The 18013-nt window shown below is 73.9% G+C and carries 12 protein-coding genes; 6 read left to right on the plus strand and 6 right to left on the minus strand.

Going from position 1 to position 18013, the window contains the following annotated elements; genetic code table 11:
- Window positions 1–5: 5 nt before the first annotated feature.
- The 4 genes from ACX9I7_RS12495 to ACX9I7_RS12510 all read right to left on the minus strand — a co-directional run bounded on the left by ACX9I7_RS12495 (window position 6) and on the right by ACX9I7_RS12510 (window position 4276).
- Complete coding sequence (locus ACX9I7_RS12495; RefSeq protein WP_126917195.1) at window positions 6–296, minus strand: hypothetical protein; 291 nt, start codon at window positions 294–296, stop codon at window positions 6–8.
- 141 nt (window positions 297–437) lie between these two features.
- Complete coding sequence (locus ACX9I7_RS12500; RefSeq protein WP_459387348.1) at window positions 438–1583, minus strand: amidohydrolase family protein; 1146 nt, start codon at window positions 1581–1583, stop codon at window positions 438–440.
- 1 nt (window position 1584) lies between these two features.
- Window positions 1585–2943, minus strand: a complete 1359-nt coding sequence (locus ACX9I7_RS12505) for a type I glutamate--ammonia ligase (protein ID WP_459387349.1) — start codon at window positions 2941–2943, stop codon at window positions 1585–1587.
- Between the two features lie 106 nt (window positions 2944–3049).
- Entirely contained in the window at window positions 3050–4276 is a 1227-nt protein-coding gene (locus tag ACX9I7_RS12510; protein WP_387568261.1) for a serine hydrolase domain-containing protein, read from the minus strand.
- A gap of 233 nt (window positions 4277–4509) precedes the next feature.
- On the opposite strand from ACX9I7_RS12510, the gene ACX9I7_RS12515 reads away from it, so the two are divergent.
- The 3 genes from ACX9I7_RS12515 to ACX9I7_RS12525 all read left to right on the plus strand — a co-directional run bounded on the left by ACX9I7_RS12515 (window position 4510) and on the right by ACX9I7_RS12525 (window position 6410).
- A complete protein-coding gene (locus tag ACX9I7_RS12515) occupies window positions 4510–4875 on the plus strand; it encodes a hypothetical protein (RefSeq protein WP_387568264.1) in 366 nt (121 codons plus the stop codon).
- Between the two features lie 110 nt (window positions 4876–4985).
- Window positions 4986–5189 (plus strand): hypothetical protein, encoded by a 204-nt coding sequence (locus tag ACX9I7_RS12520; protein ID WP_387568267.1) that lies wholly within the window; start codon window positions 4986–4988, stop codon window positions 5187–5189.
- A 219-nt stretch (window positions 5190–5408) separates the two neighbouring features.
- A complete protein-coding gene (locus ACX9I7_RS12525; RefSeq protein WP_387568270.1) occupies window positions 5409–6410 on the plus strand; it encodes an ABC transporter substrate-binding protein in 1002 nt (333 codons plus the stop codon).
- A gap of 59 nt (window positions 6411–6469) precedes the next feature.
- Here ACX9I7_RS12525 and ACX9I7_RS12530 read toward each other — a convergent pair whose 3' ends face one another.
- Window positions 6470–7603: a M20 family metallopeptidase gene (locus ACX9I7_RS12530; protein ID WP_387568273.1), complete on the minus strand. Its 1134-nt coding sequence runs from the start codon at window positions 7601–7603 to the stop codon at window positions 6470–6472.
- 155 nt (window positions 7604–7758) lie between these two features.
- Between ACX9I7_RS12530 and ACX9I7_RS12535 the strand changes: the two genes are divergently transcribed.
- The 3 genes from ACX9I7_RS12535 to ACX9I7_RS12545 are packed head-to-tail and all read left to right on the plus strand — an operon-like array spanning window position 7759 to window position 16563.
- Window positions 7759–14949, plus strand: coding sequence for an amino acid adenylation domain-containing protein (locus tag ACX9I7_RS12535; protein WP_459387350.1), 7191 nt, complete (start codon window positions 7759–7761; stop codon window positions 14947–14949).
- 4 nt (window positions 14950–14953) lie between these two features.
- Window positions 14954–15157: an MbtH family protein gene (locus ACX9I7_RS12540; protein WP_311612435.1), complete on the plus strand. Its 204-nt coding sequence runs from the start codon at window positions 14954–14956 to the stop codon at window positions 15155–15157.
- A gap of 26 nt (window positions 15158–15183) precedes the next feature.
- Window positions 15184–16563, plus strand: coding sequence for a DHA2 family efflux MFS transporter permease subunit (locus ACX9I7_RS12545; protein ID WP_459387351.1), 1380 nt, complete (start codon window positions 15184–15186; stop codon window positions 16561–16563).
- A gap of 43 nt (window positions 16564–16606) precedes the next feature.
- Here ACX9I7_RS12545 and fes read toward each other — a convergent pair whose 3' ends face one another.
- Window positions 16607–17809: an enterochelin esterase gene (gene fes / locus ACX9I7_RS12550; RefSeq protein WP_459387352.1), complete on the minus strand. Its 1203-nt coding sequence runs from the start codon at window positions 17807–17809 to the stop codon at window positions 16607–16609.
- Window positions 17810–18013: the final 204 nt, after the last annotated feature.

Genomic DNA, 18013 nt, shown 5'->3' on the forward strand with positions numbered 1-18013 from the left:
GGTTCTCAGCCGCAGGGGGTCCTGTGGGAGCGAACGAGGGCGGCGTCCTCCTGGACCTTCTGGGTGATGTCGATCCACTCGCCGGGGACCTCGCCGCCCGCCGCCTCGGCGGCCGCCGCCTGCCGGCCACGCTCGACGGCGGCGAGCGTACGCTCGGCGATGCCCTGCCACTTCGCGAAGACGGTCAGCATCTCGTGCGCCGGGGCCCGGCCGATCTCGCCGATGAAGCGTTGGGAGAGGTCGGGGCTGCCGAGAGCGTCGCGAATGCGCTCGATGCTCCACGGTCCGGTGGTCATGGGTCCTCCCCGCGTCGGCGGCTCGACCGCCCAGAGTAGCGAAATTGTCCTCTCCGTATGGCGGGAACCCGATGCGGCCGCGAACTGACGACCGCCTACCGCAGGAGGACCACGCCCGGCGATCCCCGCGCGTAGCCGGGGTCACCCGGTCGTGGCCGGGTGTCCGTCGGCGGTTTCCAGGCCGTACACGCGCCGGGCGTTGCCCGCGGCGATCAGGGCCGCGACCCGCTCCGCGTCCCCGGCCGGCCAGGCGCCCTCCCGCACCCACTCCGTCACCAGCCGGACCAGCCCCCGCCGGAAGAGCTCCGCCCCCACGACGTAGAGCTCCGCCAGCCCGTAGGCGTCCGTCGAGAACAGCAGCTTGCCGAACGGCGTCAGCTCCAGCATCTCCGCCAGCACGGCCCCGGCCCGCGCCCCGGTGTGGGTGAGGGCCAGCCCCACGTCGGCGTAGACGTGCGGGAAGACGGCCGCGAGATAGGCGGCGCCGCGGTGGTACGGATAGCAGTGCAGCAGGACCACCGTGCAGCCGGTGGGGCGCACCGCCCGGACGAAGTCGGTGAGCAGCAGCGGGTCGCTGCGGCGCAGCCGCAGGTCGGGGTCGCCGAAGCCGGTGTGGATCTGCAGCGGCAGCCCGGTGCCGGCGGCCGACCACAGCAGGTGCCGCAGCAGCACGGGGTCGGTCAGCCGCTCGCCGGGGGACCGGGTGACCAGCCACCGGTCGGCGGCCACGCGCACCTCGGCCGGCCGGGGCCGTTCGGGCGGGAGGTCCAGCCCGTGCCGGTAGGCGGCCAGCGACTTGAAGCCCACGGCCGTGCGGGCCGCGTCCGCCACCGCCCCGTCCAGGGCGTCCAGGAAGGCGGCCGTGCCGTCGGCGCGGTCGGCGAGCCCCTCCGTCAGCGACTCCAGGCGGACGATCTCATGGCACGGGACGCCCCCGCCGGCCGCCGCCAGCTCCTGGGGCGTCGTCAGGTCGCCCGGCAGCCCGGTGTCCACCACATAGGCGCCGATGCCGGTCGCCCCCAGCAGCCGCCGGGTGGCCTCGGCCGCGCCCAGCTCGCGGCGGCGGTCGAGATAGCGGCGGGGCGGGGCGTGCGGCTCCAGGTCCAGCAGGGGAGGGCACCAGCGGCGCACGGCGAAGCCGAGCTGGGTGTCGAAGAAACTGGTGCCGGGCGCGGCGGCCGCGTCCGACTCGGTGAGCCACGCCTCGAAGGCGGCGTCCGTGAGGTCGCCGCGCACCACGCCGTGGCAGTGCTGGTCGACCAGCGGGGGCAGCGACGGGGAGGGCATCTCAGTACCGCCCCCGGGTGGCCGCCGCGATCTCCTCGGGCGGAACGCCGTCGAACAGCCGTACCTCTCCCTTGCGGACGGCCACGAGGGCCTCGAACAGGGCGTCGCCGAGCGCGTCGCGCAGCAGCCCCGAGCGCTCGAAGTGCTCCACCGCCTCGCCGAGCGAGGCGGGCAGGCGCGGTGCGACGCCCGTGGCCGCCGGGTCGCCGCTCACCGGCGGCGGCAGGGCGAGCCCGGCGTCCAGCCCGGCCAGCCCGGCGGTGAGGACCGCGCCGACGACGAGATAGGGGTTGGCGGCCGGGTCGAAGCACTTGACCTCGGCGTTGGCCGCCCCGGGGGCGTCCGGGGCACCGGTGATGAAGCGCAGCGCGGCCTCCCGGTTCTCCAGGCCCCAGCACTGGAACGCGCCCGCCCACCGCGAGGGCGCGAGCCGCAGATAGCTCGCGGGCGTCGGCGCGCCCAGGGCCAGCAGCGCCGGGAGCTCCGCGAGGATCCCGGCGAGGAACGCCTCGCACTCCCGCGTCATGCCGTACGGGCCGTCCCCGCCTGAGAAGAGGGGACGGTCGTCCTCCCAGAGGCTGAGGTGGAGGTGGGCGCCGTTGCCCACGCCGCCGGGCACGACGACGGGCCCGAAGAACGCGTCGAGGCCGTGGTCCAGGGACACGGCCCGGATTGTCTCCCGGACGAGCACGGCGAGATCGGCCGCTCCCACCGGGTCCGTCGGGGCGACCGACACCTCGAACTGCCCCGGCGAGTACTCGGGGTGGAGCTGGAGGACGTCGACGCGCTGGGCGGCGAGGGCTTCGAGGATGTCGCCGAGATAGCCGGACAGTTCGGTCACCCGCGCCATCCCGTAGGCGGGCCCGGCGCAGGCGTAGGCCGGCTCGGGGCCCTCCGCGCCCGCCCGCGCCACGACCCACTCGGTCTCGAACCCCATGCGCGGCCGCAGCCCCCGGGCGGCCGCAGCCTCGGTCGCCCGGCGCGCGAACCGCCGCTGGCAGGCGGTGTACGGGCCGCCGTGCTGCTCGTAGCGGTCGACGGGCGCCCAGGCCCAGCCCGGCCGGGGGGCCAGCACGGTCAGCCGGTCGAGGTCGGGGAAGAGCCGGAGGTCCCCGTCGGGGCCGCCGATGTGGGGGCTGGTGACGCTGGAGTCGTCGACGAGGTAGACGTCGAAGCAGGGCGACATGCCCACGCCCCAGCGGGCGGCGTGCGCGAGTCGGCTCGTGGGGACGGTCTTGACGCGGGAGACGCCCGCGTTGTCCACCCAGGCGAGGGCGACGCCGTGGACGCCCTGCGCGGTGAGCTGCGCGGCCGCCTGACGGGCCGCCGACTCCTCCCGCTCCCGGTCCGGTCGTTCCACGGCCGCTCCTTCCGTCGAGAGAGCGGACCGGGCCCGGGAACCGGGCACGGTCCGCTCGTATTACACCTCACCGGCCCCGGCCCGCGCCGGAGATCCGGAGTACGCGTCAGCGCGGTGCGGTGAGCTTGTCCAGGGTGTCGCGCGCGGCACCGGTGGGCTTGGCGGGGCCGCAGTACTCGGCCTGTACCAGGGAGACCAGGTCGGCGTGCCAGTCGCCGTTGTAGTTGAACGCGGCGGTGTGGCCGCCCTTCTCGTCGGAGACCACCAGGGAGGTGGAGCCGTGGATGCCGCCGCTGTGGCTCCAGACGGTCACCCCGCACGACAGGGTGGCCGACATGATGCCGAGCCCGTAGCGGGCCTGCGAGTCCTTCCCCATGGGGATGGTGGTGAGCAGCTCCCGCTGCTGTTTCTCGGGCAGGAGCCTGCCGCCGAGCAGCACGTTGTAGAAGCGGTTGAGGTCGCCGGTGGTGGAGATGATGGCGCCGGCCGCCCCGCCCCAGGACGGGTTGAGCTCGGTGACGTCGTAGACCTTCGCGTCCGGTTCTGTTTTGAGGAGCTTGCTGTAGGCGCGCCCATGGGGGTTGGGCATCGCGGGCGAGGTGCCGGGGAAGGTGGTGGCGCGCAGCCCGGCGCGGCGGATGACGCGCTGGGTGATCTCGGTGGCGTAGGGGCGCCCGGTGACCTTCTCGACGATCATCCCGGCGAGGATGTAGTTGGTGTTGGAGTAGTGGAAGTCCGTGCCGGGCGCGAAGTAGGGCTCGTGCCGCAGGGCCACGTCCACGAGTTCGCGCGGGGTGCGCGTCTCGAAGCGGCGCTGCATGTACTCGGTGGAGAGGTACTTCTTGAAGCCTTCGTCCTCCGTGTAGTTGTAGATCCCGCTGCTGTGGTTGAGCAGCTGGCGGATGGTGACGTTGCGGCCGTCGTGACCGCCGTTGCCGCGCAGGACGCCCGGCAGCCGGCTCTCCACGGTGTCGTCGAGGCTCAGCCTGCCCTCGGCCTCCAGCTGGAGGAGGACGACCGAGGCGAAGACCTTGCTGATGCTGCCGACCCGGAACCGGTCCTCGGGGAGCCGGGGCCGGCCGGTGTTCAGGTCGGCGACGCCGGAGGACCCGTTCCAGGTGACGGTCCTGTCCTGAAGTCTCTCCCGGGCCTGCCCGAGGACGCCGGGCACGCCCGCCGCGACCTCGGCGTCCATCACCTCCTGGGTCGCGCGGTGGTCGCGCCCTCCGGCGGGCGCGGCGGACGCGGCGGGGGCCGTGGCGGTGAGGGTGCCGGCGGCCGTCGCGGCCATCACGAACCCGGTCAGTGCTCTGCGTAAGGACCGTGCGGTCATCTTCCTCGCCTCTCGTACGGGAACGCGGACATCTCCCAGGACTCCTGCGATGCCCTGTGAGTTGAGCGGCAGTTGAGAGGCGGTCGGGGGAGGGGAGGGTTTCCAGCCAGGCCGCGTCCGGGCATTCGGTCGTCTTATCGGTCCGGAGATATCCGGGAATTCCCTACTCAGCCGCGTAATCTCACCCGATCGACGGAATGCACCCGGGGTGGCCCGGAATCTACGCTTGGTGTATGTCGATGTGGGGTCGCACAGCGGTACCGCAGTCCGCGCTGCGGGCGGCGGTCGCCGTGCTGGCCTCCCTGCTGCTGGTGCTGACCGGGTCGGCGTCCGCCGGGATGGAGCGCGTCTCCGTCCGTGAGGAGACCCTCGCCTCCGCCTCACTGTCCGACGACTCGTCCGACGAGTGCGTCGCCTGCGCGCCCGAGCAGCGTGTGCCACGTCCGGGGAGGGTCGGGCGGCCGGCGGGCAGGATCGTCTGCCCGCCGGCCTTCGCGTCGTCCGCCGGGGGGACCGGGGGGCTCCCCGGCGGCCGGGTCACGTCGCCCGGCGACACCGTCGCCGCGGGCCACGCGCAGCATTCCGTTCTGCGCTGCTGAGCACAGCCACGCCCTGCCCACCCTCGCCGCTGACGCGCGCGCCGGGCGGGGCGTCGCTGACACCCGGGCTCGTCCCGGCAGGCCGGCAGTTCAGACACAGGAGTGACGCCATGCGCATCGATGCCGCGCGTGCTCTCGGCGCCTATGTGCGCGCCGAGGCCTATCGCGCCCACCGCCCCGCTCCCGAGCCGGAGCCCGCCCCCGTCGTCGTCGAGGAGCGCCCGGACGTGCCCCAGGGCGCGGAGGACGGGGTCCAGCCGGAATCGCGCCGGGCGGGGGTGCTCGCCCGGCTGCTGTTCCTCCGTCAGGAATAGCCTCCCGGCACCGGACGGATACCGCGGCCCGCCGTTCCCGGCGGGCCGCTTCGCTGTGCGATTGCGGCGCGGGCGGGAAGACGGGCGGTGAAGGGGGGCCGGAAGGGGGCCCGCCCCGCGAGGTGACTTTAAGGTAAGGCTAACCTAATATCCAGGTTGTCCGGCGGGAGTGATCCCGGACGGCGCCCTCTTCTCGTATCCCAACGCCCGGAGCATCTGATGACCTCGCCCAACCGCCTCCTCCAGTCCGCCCCGCGCCGCGCGGCGCAGGCTCTCGCCGCTGTGGGTGCGGCCGCGCTGCTGCTGACCGGCTGCGGCTCCGACTCGGACTCGGGTTCGGGCTCGGACAAGACGAAGAGCGAGGCGGCGTCCGGCGGCGAGACGCGCACCATCAAGGACGCGACCGGCACCGCCGTCAAGGTGCCCGCCCACCCCAAGCGCGTCGTCACCCTCACCCAGGAGGACCTGGACGCGGTGCTGGCGCTCGGCGTCAAGCCGGTGGGCATCACCAACGGCCAGGGCCTGAACAAGCCCCCGGCCTACCTGGAGGACAAGGTCAAGGGCATCAGCGTCGTCGGCAATCTGCTCCAGCCGGTGATGGACAAGGTCCTCGCCGCCAAGCCCGACCTGATCCTCGCCGGTGACCTGCAGGACGAGAACGTCCTCAAGCAGCTCCGCGAGATCACCCCGGCCACCCTGGTCACCATGGCGCCGACCGACGACTGGAAGCTGTCCTTCCGGGGCGTCGCCAACGCCGTCAACAGCCTGGACAAGGCCAACAAGGTCATCGCCGACTACGAGGCCAAGGCCAAGAAGGCCGGCGAGGAGCTCGGCGAGAACAAGGGCGCCGAGGTCTCCATCGTCCGCTGGAACCCGGACGGCCCCAGCTGGATGGAGAAGAAGCAGTTCGCCAGCGGCGTCGCCCTGGACATGGGTCTCAAGCGCCCCAAGACGCAGGACAAGGACGGCAACGCCCACACCCCGGCGCTCAGCCTCGAGAAGATCAGCGAGATCGACGGCGACTGGCTGTTCCTCTCCACGCTGACCTCGGACGGCGAGAAGGCCCTGAAGGACGTCCAGGAGAAGCCCGCGTACAAGGACCTGAACGCGGTGAAGAAGAACCACGCCGTGACCGTGAACGGTTCGGTCTGGTCCACCCGCGGCGGTCCGCTCGCCAGCGACGTCGTCATCGACGACATCACCAAGGCGCTCAAGAAGTAGCCACCACCCCGGACGGGCCGGCGAAAGCCGGCCCGTCCGGGGTTCGAGGACGCGCCGCGCTACGCGCGGCGCGCCGCCGCGAAGTCGGCGGCCGTCCACGCCATTCCGATCGCGCCGTCGAGGATCGCCCGCTCCGCCTCCGGCGAGACCGCCGCCTCGGCGAACTCCGGCTCGTGCGGGCCGCACGAGCCGCCCGTGATGTCCAGCACCGGGTGGATCGACGGCACCACGTGCGAGACGTTGCCCATGTCCGTGCAGGCGAACGCGTCCTTCGACAGCGGCTCGGGCCGTCCCAGCGCCCGGGCGTTGGCCGTCCACAGGGCGATCAGGCCGGGGTCGGTGCGGAAGTCCAGGTAGTCCGGCTCGGGACGGGTCAGCGACACCTCGCAGCCGGTGGCCAGCGCCCCGGCGCGGAAGCACGCCTCGACGCGCTCGCGCAGTGACCTCAGGTCCTCGGCGGCCGACGCGCGGATCTCGTACTCGGCGGTCGCCCGGTCGGGGATCAGATTGGGCGCCGTCCCCGCCCCCGTGGTCACCCCGTGCACCTTCCACTGCGGCGGCAACTGCTGGCGCAGCAGCCCCAGCGCGACCTGCGCCACCGTCAGGGCGTCGGCGGCGTTGCGGCCCTCGTGGGCGTTGAGGCTGGGATGGGCGGCCTTCCCCCGGTACTCGACCGAGAGCGTGCCCAGCGCGAACGAGCGGAACTCGGCCACCTCGAACGGGCAGGGGTGCACCATCATCGCGGCGTCCACCCCTTCGAAGGCCCCCGCCTCCAGCAGCAGCGCCTTGCCCGCGCCGCGCTCCTCGGCCGGGGTGCCCAGCACCCGGACGGTCAGGCCCAGTTCGTCCGCGAAGGGGGCCAGTCCCAGCGCCGCGCCGACACCCGCCGCAGCGATCAGATTGTGGCCGCAGGCGTGCCCGAGGCCGGGCAGGGCGTCGTACTCGCAGGCGATGGCCACGGTGACCGGGCCGGAGCCGACGGTCGCCGTGAACGCCGTCTCCAGGCCGTGGGCGGGGGCGGTGACGGCGAAGCCGTGCTCCCGCAGCTCCTCCGCGCACCACGCGGCCGCCCGGTGCTCGGCGAAGGCCGTCTCGGGGTGCGCGTGAATGCGCCGGCTGAGCGCCAGAAGCCCCTCGCGGCGTTCCAGAACGCGCTCGCGTATGGCTGATTTGAGGCCCTCGGCCACGGTCATGTCCGCTCCAGTGTCGTCGTCTTCGCGCGGTGTCCTCGGCAGCCGGACCCACGCTCACAAGCGATCAGAAAATAGCTTAGGCTTACCTAAGCTGACGCACCGGGGGTTACCGGTGCGACCAGGAACGTTCGCCAGAAACCGGGAGTCCCCACGCGATGCGTCACCACCAGGACGAGAACTCCGCCGAACTGCCGCTCCTCGCCGCGCAGTCAGGAATCCTCTACGCCCAGGCTCTCGACCCCGCGAACCCGGTTCTCAACACCGGCGACCGGGTGGAGATCACCGGACCCCTGGACGAGGAGCTCTTCGAGCGCGCCCTGAAGCGGACCACCGCCGAGGCCGAGACTCTCGCCCTGCTGGCCACCGCCGGGGACGGCACCACCCCCGCCCAGCGCCTCGCCGCCCCCGCGCCCGCCCTCCACCGGCTCGACCTGCGCACCGCCGCCGACCCCGAGGCCGAGGCGACGGCCTGGACCGCCGCCGACCTCGCCCGCCCCGTCGACCTCACCGAGGGCCCCCTCGTCACCCACGCCCTCATCCGCCTCGCCGACGAGCGCTACTGGTGGTACCAGCGCGTCCACCACTTCGCCGTCGACGCCTACGCCCTGAACCTCATCGGCCGCCGCCTCGCCGAGGTCTACACGGCGCTGGCCACCGGCGCGGAGCCCACTTCCAACCCCTTCGGCACGCTGCGCGAACTCCTCGACGACGAGGCCGCCTACCTGGCGGGCGAACGCCACGCCGCCGACCGCGCCCACTGGCGCGAGCGCCTCGCCGACCGGCCCGAGCCCGTCTCGCTCTCCGACCGCCCCGCCGCCCCCGCCGGTACCGTCCTGCGCCACACCGCCGAACTCCCCGCCGGCTCCCTCGCCCGGCTGACGGCCGCCGCCGGCACGGTGAAGGCCACCTGGGCCGAACTGCTCGTCGCCGCCACCGCCGGCTACCTCCACCGCGTCACCGGCGCCGAGGACATCGTGCTCGGCCTGCCGCTGAAGAGCCGCACCAACAGCACCGCCCTGCGCACCCCCGCCATGATGGTCAACGTCATGCCGCTGCGCGTCGCCGTCCGCCCCCAGGACACCGGCGCCGGATTCCTCCGCCGCGTCGTCCTGGAGATGCGGGCCGCCAACCGTCACCAGCGCTACCGCCAGGAGGACCTCCGCCGCGACCTCGGGCTCACCTCCCCCCAACAGCCGCTGTTCGGGGCGATGATCAACATCAAGCCCTTCGAGAACGAGGACCTGGACTTCGCCGGTCTGCCCGGCGTGGTGCGCAACCTCGCCGCGGGCCCCGTCGACGACCTGGCCGTCGGCGTCACCCCGGGCCCCGACGGCACCCTGCGCCTCGGCCTGGACGCCAACCCCGCGCGCTACGACGCCGACTCCCTCGTCGCGCACGAGCGCGGACTGCGCCGCTACCTCGACGCCCTCGCCGACCTGCTGCTGGAGGACGCCCAGCGGCCCGTCGGCACCATCGACCTCCTCGACGCCGACGAGATCCACCGGGCCACCGCCGGCCGCGCCGAGCCGCCCGTGGACCGCACCCTGCCCGAGCTGTTCGCCGCCCAGGCCGCCCGCACCCCCGACGCGATCGCCGTCCGCAGCGGTGCCACCGCCCTCACCTTCGCCGAACTCGACGCGGCCGCCAACCGCCTGGCCCACGAACTGGCCGACGCGGGCGTCCGCCCCGGCGTCGCCGTGGCCCTGGCCCTGCCCCGCAGCGCCGACACCGTCGTCGCCCTCTTCGCCGTCCTCAAGGCGGGCGGCGTCTGCCAGCCCCTCGACCTCGGCCACCCCGCGCAGCGCCTCACCGCCGTCCTCGACGACACCCGCCCCGCCCGGATCGTCGGCACCGCCGACGCCGTGCGCGGACTGCCCGAGCACACCGTCCCCGTCCTCCTCCTCGACGACGAGGCCACCCGCGCCCGGATCGCCGCCCGGCCCACCACGGCACCCGCCGCCCCCGCGCTCCACCAGCCCGCCTACGTCATCCACACCTCGGGCTCCACCGGCCGCCCCAAGGGCGTCCTCGTCACCCACGCCTCCCTCGCCAACCTCCACGCCGGGCACGGCACCGACCACATCGCCCCCGCCCGGATACGCACCGGACGGGACCGGCTGCGGATCGCGCACAGCGCCTCCTTCGCCTTCGACGCCTCCTGGGACCCGGTCATCTGGATGGTCCACGGCCACGAGCTCCACCTCCTGGACGACACCGCCTACCGCGACCCCGCCACCCTCACCGCCTACGTCCACCAGCACCGCGTCGACTACCTCGACGCCACCCCCTCCTACGTCGAGGCACTCATCGCCGAGGGCCTGCTGGACGAGGGCCGCCACCACCCCGCCCTCGTCGTCGTCGGCGGCGAGACCGTGCCCGACCCGCTGTGGCGCCGCCTCGCCGCCACCGAGGGCCTGAGCCCCATCAACCTCTACGGCCCCACCGAGACCACCGTCGACGCCTACTACTGGCTGGCCGACGACGACGGCACCCCCGTCGGCCGGCCCGTGCGCGGCTCGCGCGCCTACGTCCTCGACAACTCCCTGCGCCCGGCCCCCGTCGGCGTCACCGGCGAGCTGTACCTCGCCGGCGCCTGCCTCGCCGCCGGCTACCTCGGCCGCCCCGACCTCACCGCCGAACGCTTCACCGCCGACCCCTTCGGCGCCCTCCACGGCGAGCCCGGCGCCCGGATGTACCGCACCGGCGACCTGGTGCGCCGCCGCCCCGACGGCACCCTGGAATTCCTCGGCCGCGCCGACGGCCAGATCAAGATCCGCGGCTTCCGCGTCGAACTCGGCGAGATCCAGAGCGTCCTGGCCGGTCACCCCGCCGTGGACCGCGCCGCCGTGATCGCCCGCGACACCCCCACCGGCAAGCGCCTCCTCGGCTACGCCGTGCCCACCGAGGGCGCCGCGCCCGACCCCGAGGAGCTCCGCGCCCACCTCGCCGAGCGGCTGCCCGACCACATGGTGCCCCCCGCGATCCTGATCCTGGACGCCCTGCCCCGCACCGCCAACGACAAGCTCGACGTGGCGGCCCTGCCCGACCCCGAGCCCACCACCACCGGCCACCGCGCCCCCCGCACCCCCCAGGAGGAGATCGTCGCCGGTCTCTTCCAGGACGTCCTGGGCCTGCCCGAACCCCCGTCCCCCGACGCCGACTTCTTCGCCCTCGGCGGCCACTCGCTGCTCGCCGGCCGGATCGCCGCCCGTGTCCGCGACGCCCTCGGCGACGACACCATCGGCCTCGCCGACGTCTTCCGCAACCCCACCCCCGCCGCCCTTGCCGCCCTCGTCCGCGACCGCGACACCGACCCCGACCGGCCGGCGCTCGTACCCGTACCGCGCACCGACCGGATGCCGCTCTCCCCGGCCCAGAAGCGGCTGTGGTTCATGTACCGCCTCGAAGGCCCCAGCCCCACCTACAACATCCCGCTGCTGCTCGACCTCACCGGCCCCGTCGACCAGGACGCGCTGCGCCTCGCCCTCGCCGACCTCGCCGAGCGCCACGAGACGCTGCGCACGATCTACCCGGCCCTCGACAACGAGCCCCACCAACTGATCCTCACCCCCGAGCGGGCCCGCCCCGAGCTCCACGTCGCCCCGCTCGACGCCGACCTCACCGAGGCCGTGCGCCACTCCTTCGACCTGGCGGAAGAACTCCCGCTGCGCGTCACCCTCTTCACCGACGGCGGCGACCGGCACACCCTGCTGCTCCTGCTCCACCACATCGCCGGCGACGGCGCCTCCACCACCCCCCTCGCCCGCGACCTCGCCGCCGCCTACACCGCCCGCGCGGCCGGCCGGGCCCCCGGCGCGGCCCCCCTGACCGTCCAGTACACCGACCACACGGCCTGGCAGCAGCGCCTCCTCGGCACCGCCGACGCGCCCACCCCCGCCGCCGTCCGCATGCTCGACCACTGGAAGACGGCCCTCGCCGGCCTGCCCGACCAGCTCGAACTCCCCACCGACCGGCCGCGCCCCGCCATCGCCTCCACCGCGGGCGACACCGTCCCCTTCGAGCTCGGCCCCGAGGCCCACGCCGCGCTCGCCGCGCTCACCCGCGCGAGCGGCACCAGCGTCTTCATGGCCGTCCAGGCCGCCCTCGCCGCCCTGCTCACCCGCTACGGCTGCGGCACCGACATCCCGCTGGGCACCCCCGTCGCCGGACGCGACGACGACACCACCGCCGAGCTCGTCGGCTTCTTCGTCAACACCCTCGTCCTGCGCACCGACACCTCCGGCGACCCCACCTTCCGCGCCCTCCTGGAGCGCGTCCGCACCACCACCCTGGCCGCCCACGAGCACGCCGGCCTGCCCTTCGACCGGCTCGTCGAGGAGCTCAACCCGCCCCGCTCACTGGCCCGGCACCCCCTCTTCCAGGTCATGCTCGCCTGGCAGTCGATGCCCGACACCGCGTTCGCCATGGGCCCGGACCTCGCCGCGCGGATGACCGCCGTGCCCACCGGCACCGCGAAGTTCGACCTCACCCTCAACGCCGGCGAGCGGCCCGGCGGCGGGATATCCGGCTTCCTGGAGTTCCGCACCGACCTCTTCGACACCACCACGGCGGAACGTCTCTCCACCCACCTCACCAGGCTCCTCACCGCCGCCGCGACCGACCCCGACACCCCCGTCGGCCGCCTCCCGCTCCTCGACAGGGCGGAGCTCCACCGCTCCCTCGTCGAGTGGAACGCCGCCCCGGAGGCGCCCGCCGCCCGCGAGCGCCGCACCCTCGTCGAGCTGTACGAGGACGCCGCCCGCCGCCACCCCGACCGCACGGCCGTGACGTGCGACGGCGCGTCCCTCACCCACGCCGAGCTGTCCGCCCGCGCCAACCGCCTGGCCCGGCTCCTCGCCGGACGCGGCATCGGCCCCGGCGCCATCGTCGCCCTCGCCCTGCCGCGCTCGCTCGAACTCGTCACCGGCCTGCTGGCCGTCGCCAAGTGCGGCGCCGCCTACCTCCCCATGGACCCGGACTACCCGGCCGACCGGCTCGCCTACATGCTCGCCGACGCCGCCCCCGCCGCCGTCGTCACCGACACCGCGACCGTCGCCCGGATCCCGGCGCACGACCTGCCGGTCGTCCTCGTCGACGGCACCGAAGCCGACGCGTACGCGGCCGACGACCTCACCGACGCGGACCGCACCCGGGCCCAGCGCCCCGGCGACGCCGCCTACGTCATCTACACCTCGGGTTCCACCGGCCGCCCCAAGGGCGTGCCCGTCACCCACCACAACGTCACCCGGCTATTCTCCGCCACCGACCACTGGTTCGGCTTCGACGAGAACGACGTGTGGACCCTCTTCCACTCCTACGCCTTCGACTTCTCGGTGTGGGAGATGTGGGGCGCGCTGCTGTACGGCGGCCGGCTCGTCGTCGTCCCCCACCTCGTCAGCCGCGACCCGGCGGCCTTCCTCGGCCTCCTCGCCGACGAGGGCGTGACCGTCCTCAACCAGACGCCGTCCGCCTTCTACCAGCTCATGGCCGCCGACAAGGAGAACCCGGGACACGATCTCGCCCTGCGCTACGTCGTCTTCGGCGGCGAGGCCCTCGAACTCGGCCGCCTCGACGACTGGTACGACCGGACCGCCGCAGGTGAAAAGGGGGCCGACGCGCCGACGCTCGTCAACATGTACGGCATCACCGAGACCACCGTCCACGTCTCGTACATCGCCCTCGACCGGGCGAGCGCCGCCGCCGGCACCTCCAGCACCATCGGCGTCAACATCCCCGACCTGCGCGTCTACGTCCTCGACCCGTACCTGACGCCCGTGCCGCCCGGCGTCACCGGCGAGATGTACGTCGCGGGCGAGGGCCTGGCCCGCGGCTACCTCGGCCGGCACGCCCTCACGGCGGAACGATTCGTCGCCGACCCCTTCGCCCACCTCTTCGGCGAGTCCGGCAGCCGGATGTACCGCTCCGGCGACCTCGCCCGCCGCCGTCCCGACGGCACCCTCGAGTACTTCGGCCGCGCCGACCACCAGGTGAAGATCCGCGGCTTCCGCATCGAGCTCGGCGAGATCGAGGCCGTCCTCGCCGACCACCCCGACGTCGCCGACGCGGCCGTCGTCGTCCGCGAGGACACCCCCGGCGACAAGCGCCTCGTCGCCTACGCCGTCCCGGCCCACGACACCACCCCGGCCCTCCTCCGCGAGCACACCCGGGGCGAACTCCCCGGCCACATGGTCCCCTCCGCCGTCGTCCTGCTGGACCGGCTGCCGCTGACCGCCAACGGCAAGCTCGACCGCAAGGCCCTCCCGGCCCCCGACCTCGCCGCCGCCGTCACCGAGGGACGCGCCCCGCGCGGCCCCCGCGAGGAACAGCTCTGCGCGATCTTCGCCGACGTCCTGGGCCTGCCCCGCGTCGGCGTGGACGACAACTTCTTCGACCTGGGCGGCCATTCGCTGCTCGCCGTGCGCCTCGCCGGACGCGTCAAGGAGGCCCTCGGCGCGGACACCGGCATCGGCACGGTCTTCCAGGCCCCGACCCCGGCCGCGCTGGCCACCGCCCTCGACGCACAGGCGGCGACCACCGACGCCCTGGACGTACTGCTCCCCCTGCGCCCCGCCAAGGACGGCGACAAGGCGCCGCTCCACTGCGTCCACCCCGCCGGCGGCCTCAGCTGGTGCTACGCCGGACTCATCCGCCACCTCCCCGCCGACGTGCCGATCTACGGCCTCCAGGCCCAGGGCGTCGGCCCCGCCACGGCCGCCGAACCCCTGCCCGCCACCCTGGAGGAGCTCGCCGCCCACTACGTCGACCGGCTCCGCGAGGTCCAGCCCGACGGCCCGTACCGGCTGATGGGCTGGTCCACCGGCGGCATCATCGCCCAGGCCATGGCCACCCGGCTCCAGGACCTCGGCGCCGAGGTCGAGCTGCTCGCCATCCTCGACGCCTACCCCGCCGAGGGCTTCCGCGAGCTGCCCGTACCCGACCAGGCCGAGGCCCTGGAGGCGCTGCTCACCATGGGCGGCCACGGCCCGGACAGCCTGGCGGGCAGACCCCTGGAGCTGGCGAACGTCATCGAGGTGCTGCGCCGCGAGGGCTCCCCGCTGGCCAGCCTCGACGACGCCACCTTCGACGCCCTCAACCGCACCTACCTCAACACCAACCACCTGGTGCGCGCCTTCGATCACCGCGTCTTCAAGGGCGACGTGCTCTTCTTCCGGGCCACCGTCGACACCATCGACGACACCCTCACCCCCGACACCTGGACCCCCTATGTGACCGGGCGGATCGACAACACGAACGTCGCCTGCTCGCACAAGGACATGACCCTGCCCGAACCGATCGCGCACATCGCGAGCGTCATCGCCGACCGACTGCGGAAACTGGAGAACTGACCCCATGAGCGACGCACCCGCCAACCCCTTCGACGGCGACGGGGAGTTCCTGGTCCTCGTCAACGCCGAAGGGCAGCACAGCCTCTGGCCGGGCTTCGCCGCCGTGCCCGAGGGCTGGACGACCGTCCACGGGCCCTGCGCCCGGCAGTCGGCCACCGACTGGATCACCGAGAACTGGACCGACCTGACCCCGGTCTCCGCCCGGTGAGGGGCCTCTCCCCGCGCATCGCCGTCGTGGTTGTCTACACGGCGGCGATGTGCATGAACGGGCTCGACTCCACCATCGTCAACCCGGCGCTGCTCACCATCGCCCGGGACTTCGGCGAACCGGTGTCGGCCGCCAACACCGTCGAGGTGGCCTTCCTCGTCGCGCTCGCCGTCGCCCTGCCCGTCGCGGGCTGGCTCGGCGACCGCTTCGGCACCAAGAAGGTCTTCCTGAGCGCCCTCGCCGTCTTCACGGCGGCCTCCGCCGTCTGCGGCCTCGCCCAGGACCTGCCGACGCTGGTCCTCGCGCGCGTCGTCCAGGGCGTCGCGGGCGGGCTGTTGACGCCCGTCGGCATGACCCTGCTCTTCCGGGCCTTCCCGCCGCACGAGCGGATGAAGCTGTCCAAGGTGCTCATCGTGCCGACCGCGCTGATGCCGGCGCTCGGCCCGCCGCTCGGCGGCTTCCTGACCGAGCACCTGTCCTGGCACTGGCTGTTCTTCGTGAACGTGCCGATCGGCGCGGCGGCCGTGCTGCTCGGGCTGTTCGGCGTCCGGGAGCACGTGGAGGGCACCGAGGGCCCCTTCGACCTGACGGGGTTCCTGCTGGCCACCCCGGCGCTGGGCCTGCTCACCTACGCGCTGGGCTTCGGCCCCGCGCACGGCTGGACCACGCCCTCCGTCCTGGTCTCCGGCACGCTCGGGCTCGTCCTGCTGGCCTGGGGCTGTGTCCACCTGCTGAGGGCGCGCACGCCCCTGCTGGAAGTGCGGCTGCTCGCCGACAAGGTGTTCGCGTCCGCCACGGTCCTCGCGCTGGTCACCTCGGCCGGGCTGATGGGCGTGCTCTTCGCGTTCCCGCTGCTCTACCAGGCGGCGCTCGGCGCCTCGGCCCTGGACGCCGGGCTGAGTGTCTTCCCGGAGGCGCTCGGCCTGATGCTGGCCTCCCAGATCGCCGACCGGCTGCTGCCCCGGCTCGGGCCCCGGTGGCTCGCCGTGCCCGCCCTGGTCCTGGCCACGGCCGTCTTCGGCGCGCTGGCCGTGCCGGGCGTGGCCGAGAACGCGTGGGCCGTACGGGCGCTGATGTTCTGCGTGGGCCTGGTGCTGGGGACGGCCGTACTGACCGTCCAGATCGCCGGGTTCGCGGACGTACCGCCGCCGGCCATGGGTCAGGCGATGGCGCTCTTCACCATCGTGCGGACGCTGGGCGGCGCGCTCGGCATCGCCGCCGTCGCCGCAGTGATCTCCGCGTGGGGCGGCTCCGGTACGCACGAGACGGACCCGGCCCCGTACCGGGCCGCCATCGCGGTCACCGCCGGCCTCGTCGCCCTCGGCACGCTGGGCGCGCTGCGGATGCCGAGGGAGGCGCCGTCGCCGCCGCCCTTCGACGACGAGCCGGAGCCGGTGGCAGTGTGACGACGAAAGCCCCCACGCGCGACGCGTGGGGGCTTTCCCATGTTCAGCTTCCCAGCAACCCCACGAGCCCGTCGGCGAGCCCGCCGCGCCAGCAGGCGTAGTCGTGGCCGCCGTTGAACTCGCGGTAGTCCACGTCGTAGCCGCGCGCTTCGAGCACGTTGCGCAGGTGGCGGTTCTGCGGCAGGAGCATCCACTCCTGGAGGCCCACCTCCAGATGGAAACGGACGGGCAGCTTTTCGCACGTCGCGAACTGGCGGGTCAGCCACTCGCTGCCGCCGTCGAACTCGGTCCCGTCCGGCCACCAGAAGGAGCCCGACTGCGACAGCGCGTTCCCGAACCGTGCCGGCCTGCGGAAGGCGGCGAACGCTGCCGTGAGGCCGCCCGCGCTCTGCCCCGCCACGACGGTGCGGGCCGGGTCGTCCGTCACGCCGTACTCGCGCGCCGCCCAGGGCAGCAGCGTGTCCGCCAGCCAGTCGACGAACTCCTCGCTGCAGCTGAGGTCGGCCATCCGCCGGTCGCGGCCCATGGTCTCCACCATTAGGGTCACGGTCGGCGGGATCCGGCCGTCGTGGTGGAGGTTGTCCAGCGTCGCCCCGAAGTCCAGCACCGGGCCCCACATCTCGCCGTCCAGCAGCACGGCGACGGAGTACGGTCCGTCGCCCGCCGCGTGCCCGGCGGGGAGGTGCACGCCGACGCGCCGCCCGTCGATTTCCGCCGCGATGCGCGTGCCGCGCGCTGTGGCGTCGCGGGGGGCGGCCCAGGGCTGCGCCGGCGCGTCGGGGAGTTCCATGACGGAGGACGGGTTGCGGCCGTCACGGGCCGCGAGCGAGGGCCCGGCGGCGAGCGGGTCGGGCAGCGCCTCGTCCAGCACCCGCAGCCAGCTGCGCCGGTCGGTGCGCAGGGCGTCCTCGCGGGTGCCGCGGTGCACGGAGAACTGGTACGACGCCCGGTGATCGGCCCGCAGCCGGTGGCTGATGGCCCACACGTCGGTGCCGGGCACGTTGGTCATGAGGTGCGGGGTCAGGTCGTGGGCGTGGCGGTCCTTGTCCGTGACGGTGTGGAGCAGGGCGAGGACATGGGAGGCCGAGTCGTCGCGCCAGAGGAAGGTCACGAGGCGCCAGGCCGGATCCCCGGCGGGGTCCGGTTCGACGAGCGGGGTGCCGGTGGCTGTGACGCGTTTCCAGAACGCCTCGGCGGTGCCGGGGTCGTCGGCCAGCTCGCGCAGTATCGGGCTCTGCGTTTCCACGTGTCTTCCTTTCGGTGGCAGGTTGCCGGGGGGAGGAGGAGGCCCCGGTCCCGCCCTTTCACCGTTTCCTGGGGCTCCGCCCCAGACCCCGCGCCTCAAACGCCGGCGGGGCTGGATTCAGCCCGTCCGGCGTTTGAGGGCCGGGGTCCCGGGGCGGAGCCCCGGTTACGGGAAGAGGCGGGACTGGGGCAAGAACCGCCGGAG

It is taken from the genome of Streptomyces sp. L500, assembly GCF_054551825.1.

Excerpts from the sequence above, each read along its gene's own strand:
- ACX9I7_RS12495 (WP_126917195.1), bottom strand. The coding sequence starts at position 296 with ATGACCACCGGACCGTGGAGCATCGAGCGCATTCGCGACGCTCTCGGC.
- ACX9I7_RS12500 (WP_459387348.1), bottom strand. The coding sequence starts at position 1,583 with ATGCCCTCCCCGTCGCTGCCCCCGCTGGTCGACCAGCACTGCCACGGC.
- ACX9I7_RS12510 (WP_387568261.1), bottom strand. The coding sequence starts at position 4,276 with ATGACCGCACGGTCCTTACGCAGAGCACTGACCGGGTTCGTGATGGCC.
- ACX9I7_RS12515 (WP_387568264.1), top strand. The coding sequence starts at position 4,510 with ATGTCGATGTGGGGTCGCACAGCGGTACCGCAGTCCGCGCTGCGGGCG.
- ACX9I7_RS12520 (WP_387568267.1), top strand. The coding sequence starts at position 4,986 with ATGCGCATCGATGCCGCGCGTGCTCTCGGCGCCTATGTGCGCGCCGAG.
- ACX9I7_RS12525 (WP_387568270.1), top strand. The coding sequence starts at position 5,409 with ATGACCTCGCCCAACCGCCTCCTCCAGTCCGCCCCGCGCCGCGCGGCG.
- ACX9I7_RS12530 (WP_387568273.1), bottom strand. The coding sequence starts at position 7,603 with ATGACCGTGGCCGAGGGCCTCAAATCAGCCATACGCGAGCGCGTTCTG.
- ACX9I7_RS12535 (WP_459387350.1), top strand. The coding sequence starts at position 7,759 with ATGCGTCACCACCAGGACGAGAACTCCGCCGAACTGCCGCTCCTCGCC.
- ACX9I7_RS12540 (WP_311612435.1), top strand. The coding sequence starts at position 14,954 with ATGAGCGACGCACCCGCCAACCCCTTCGACGGCGACGGGGAGTTCCTG.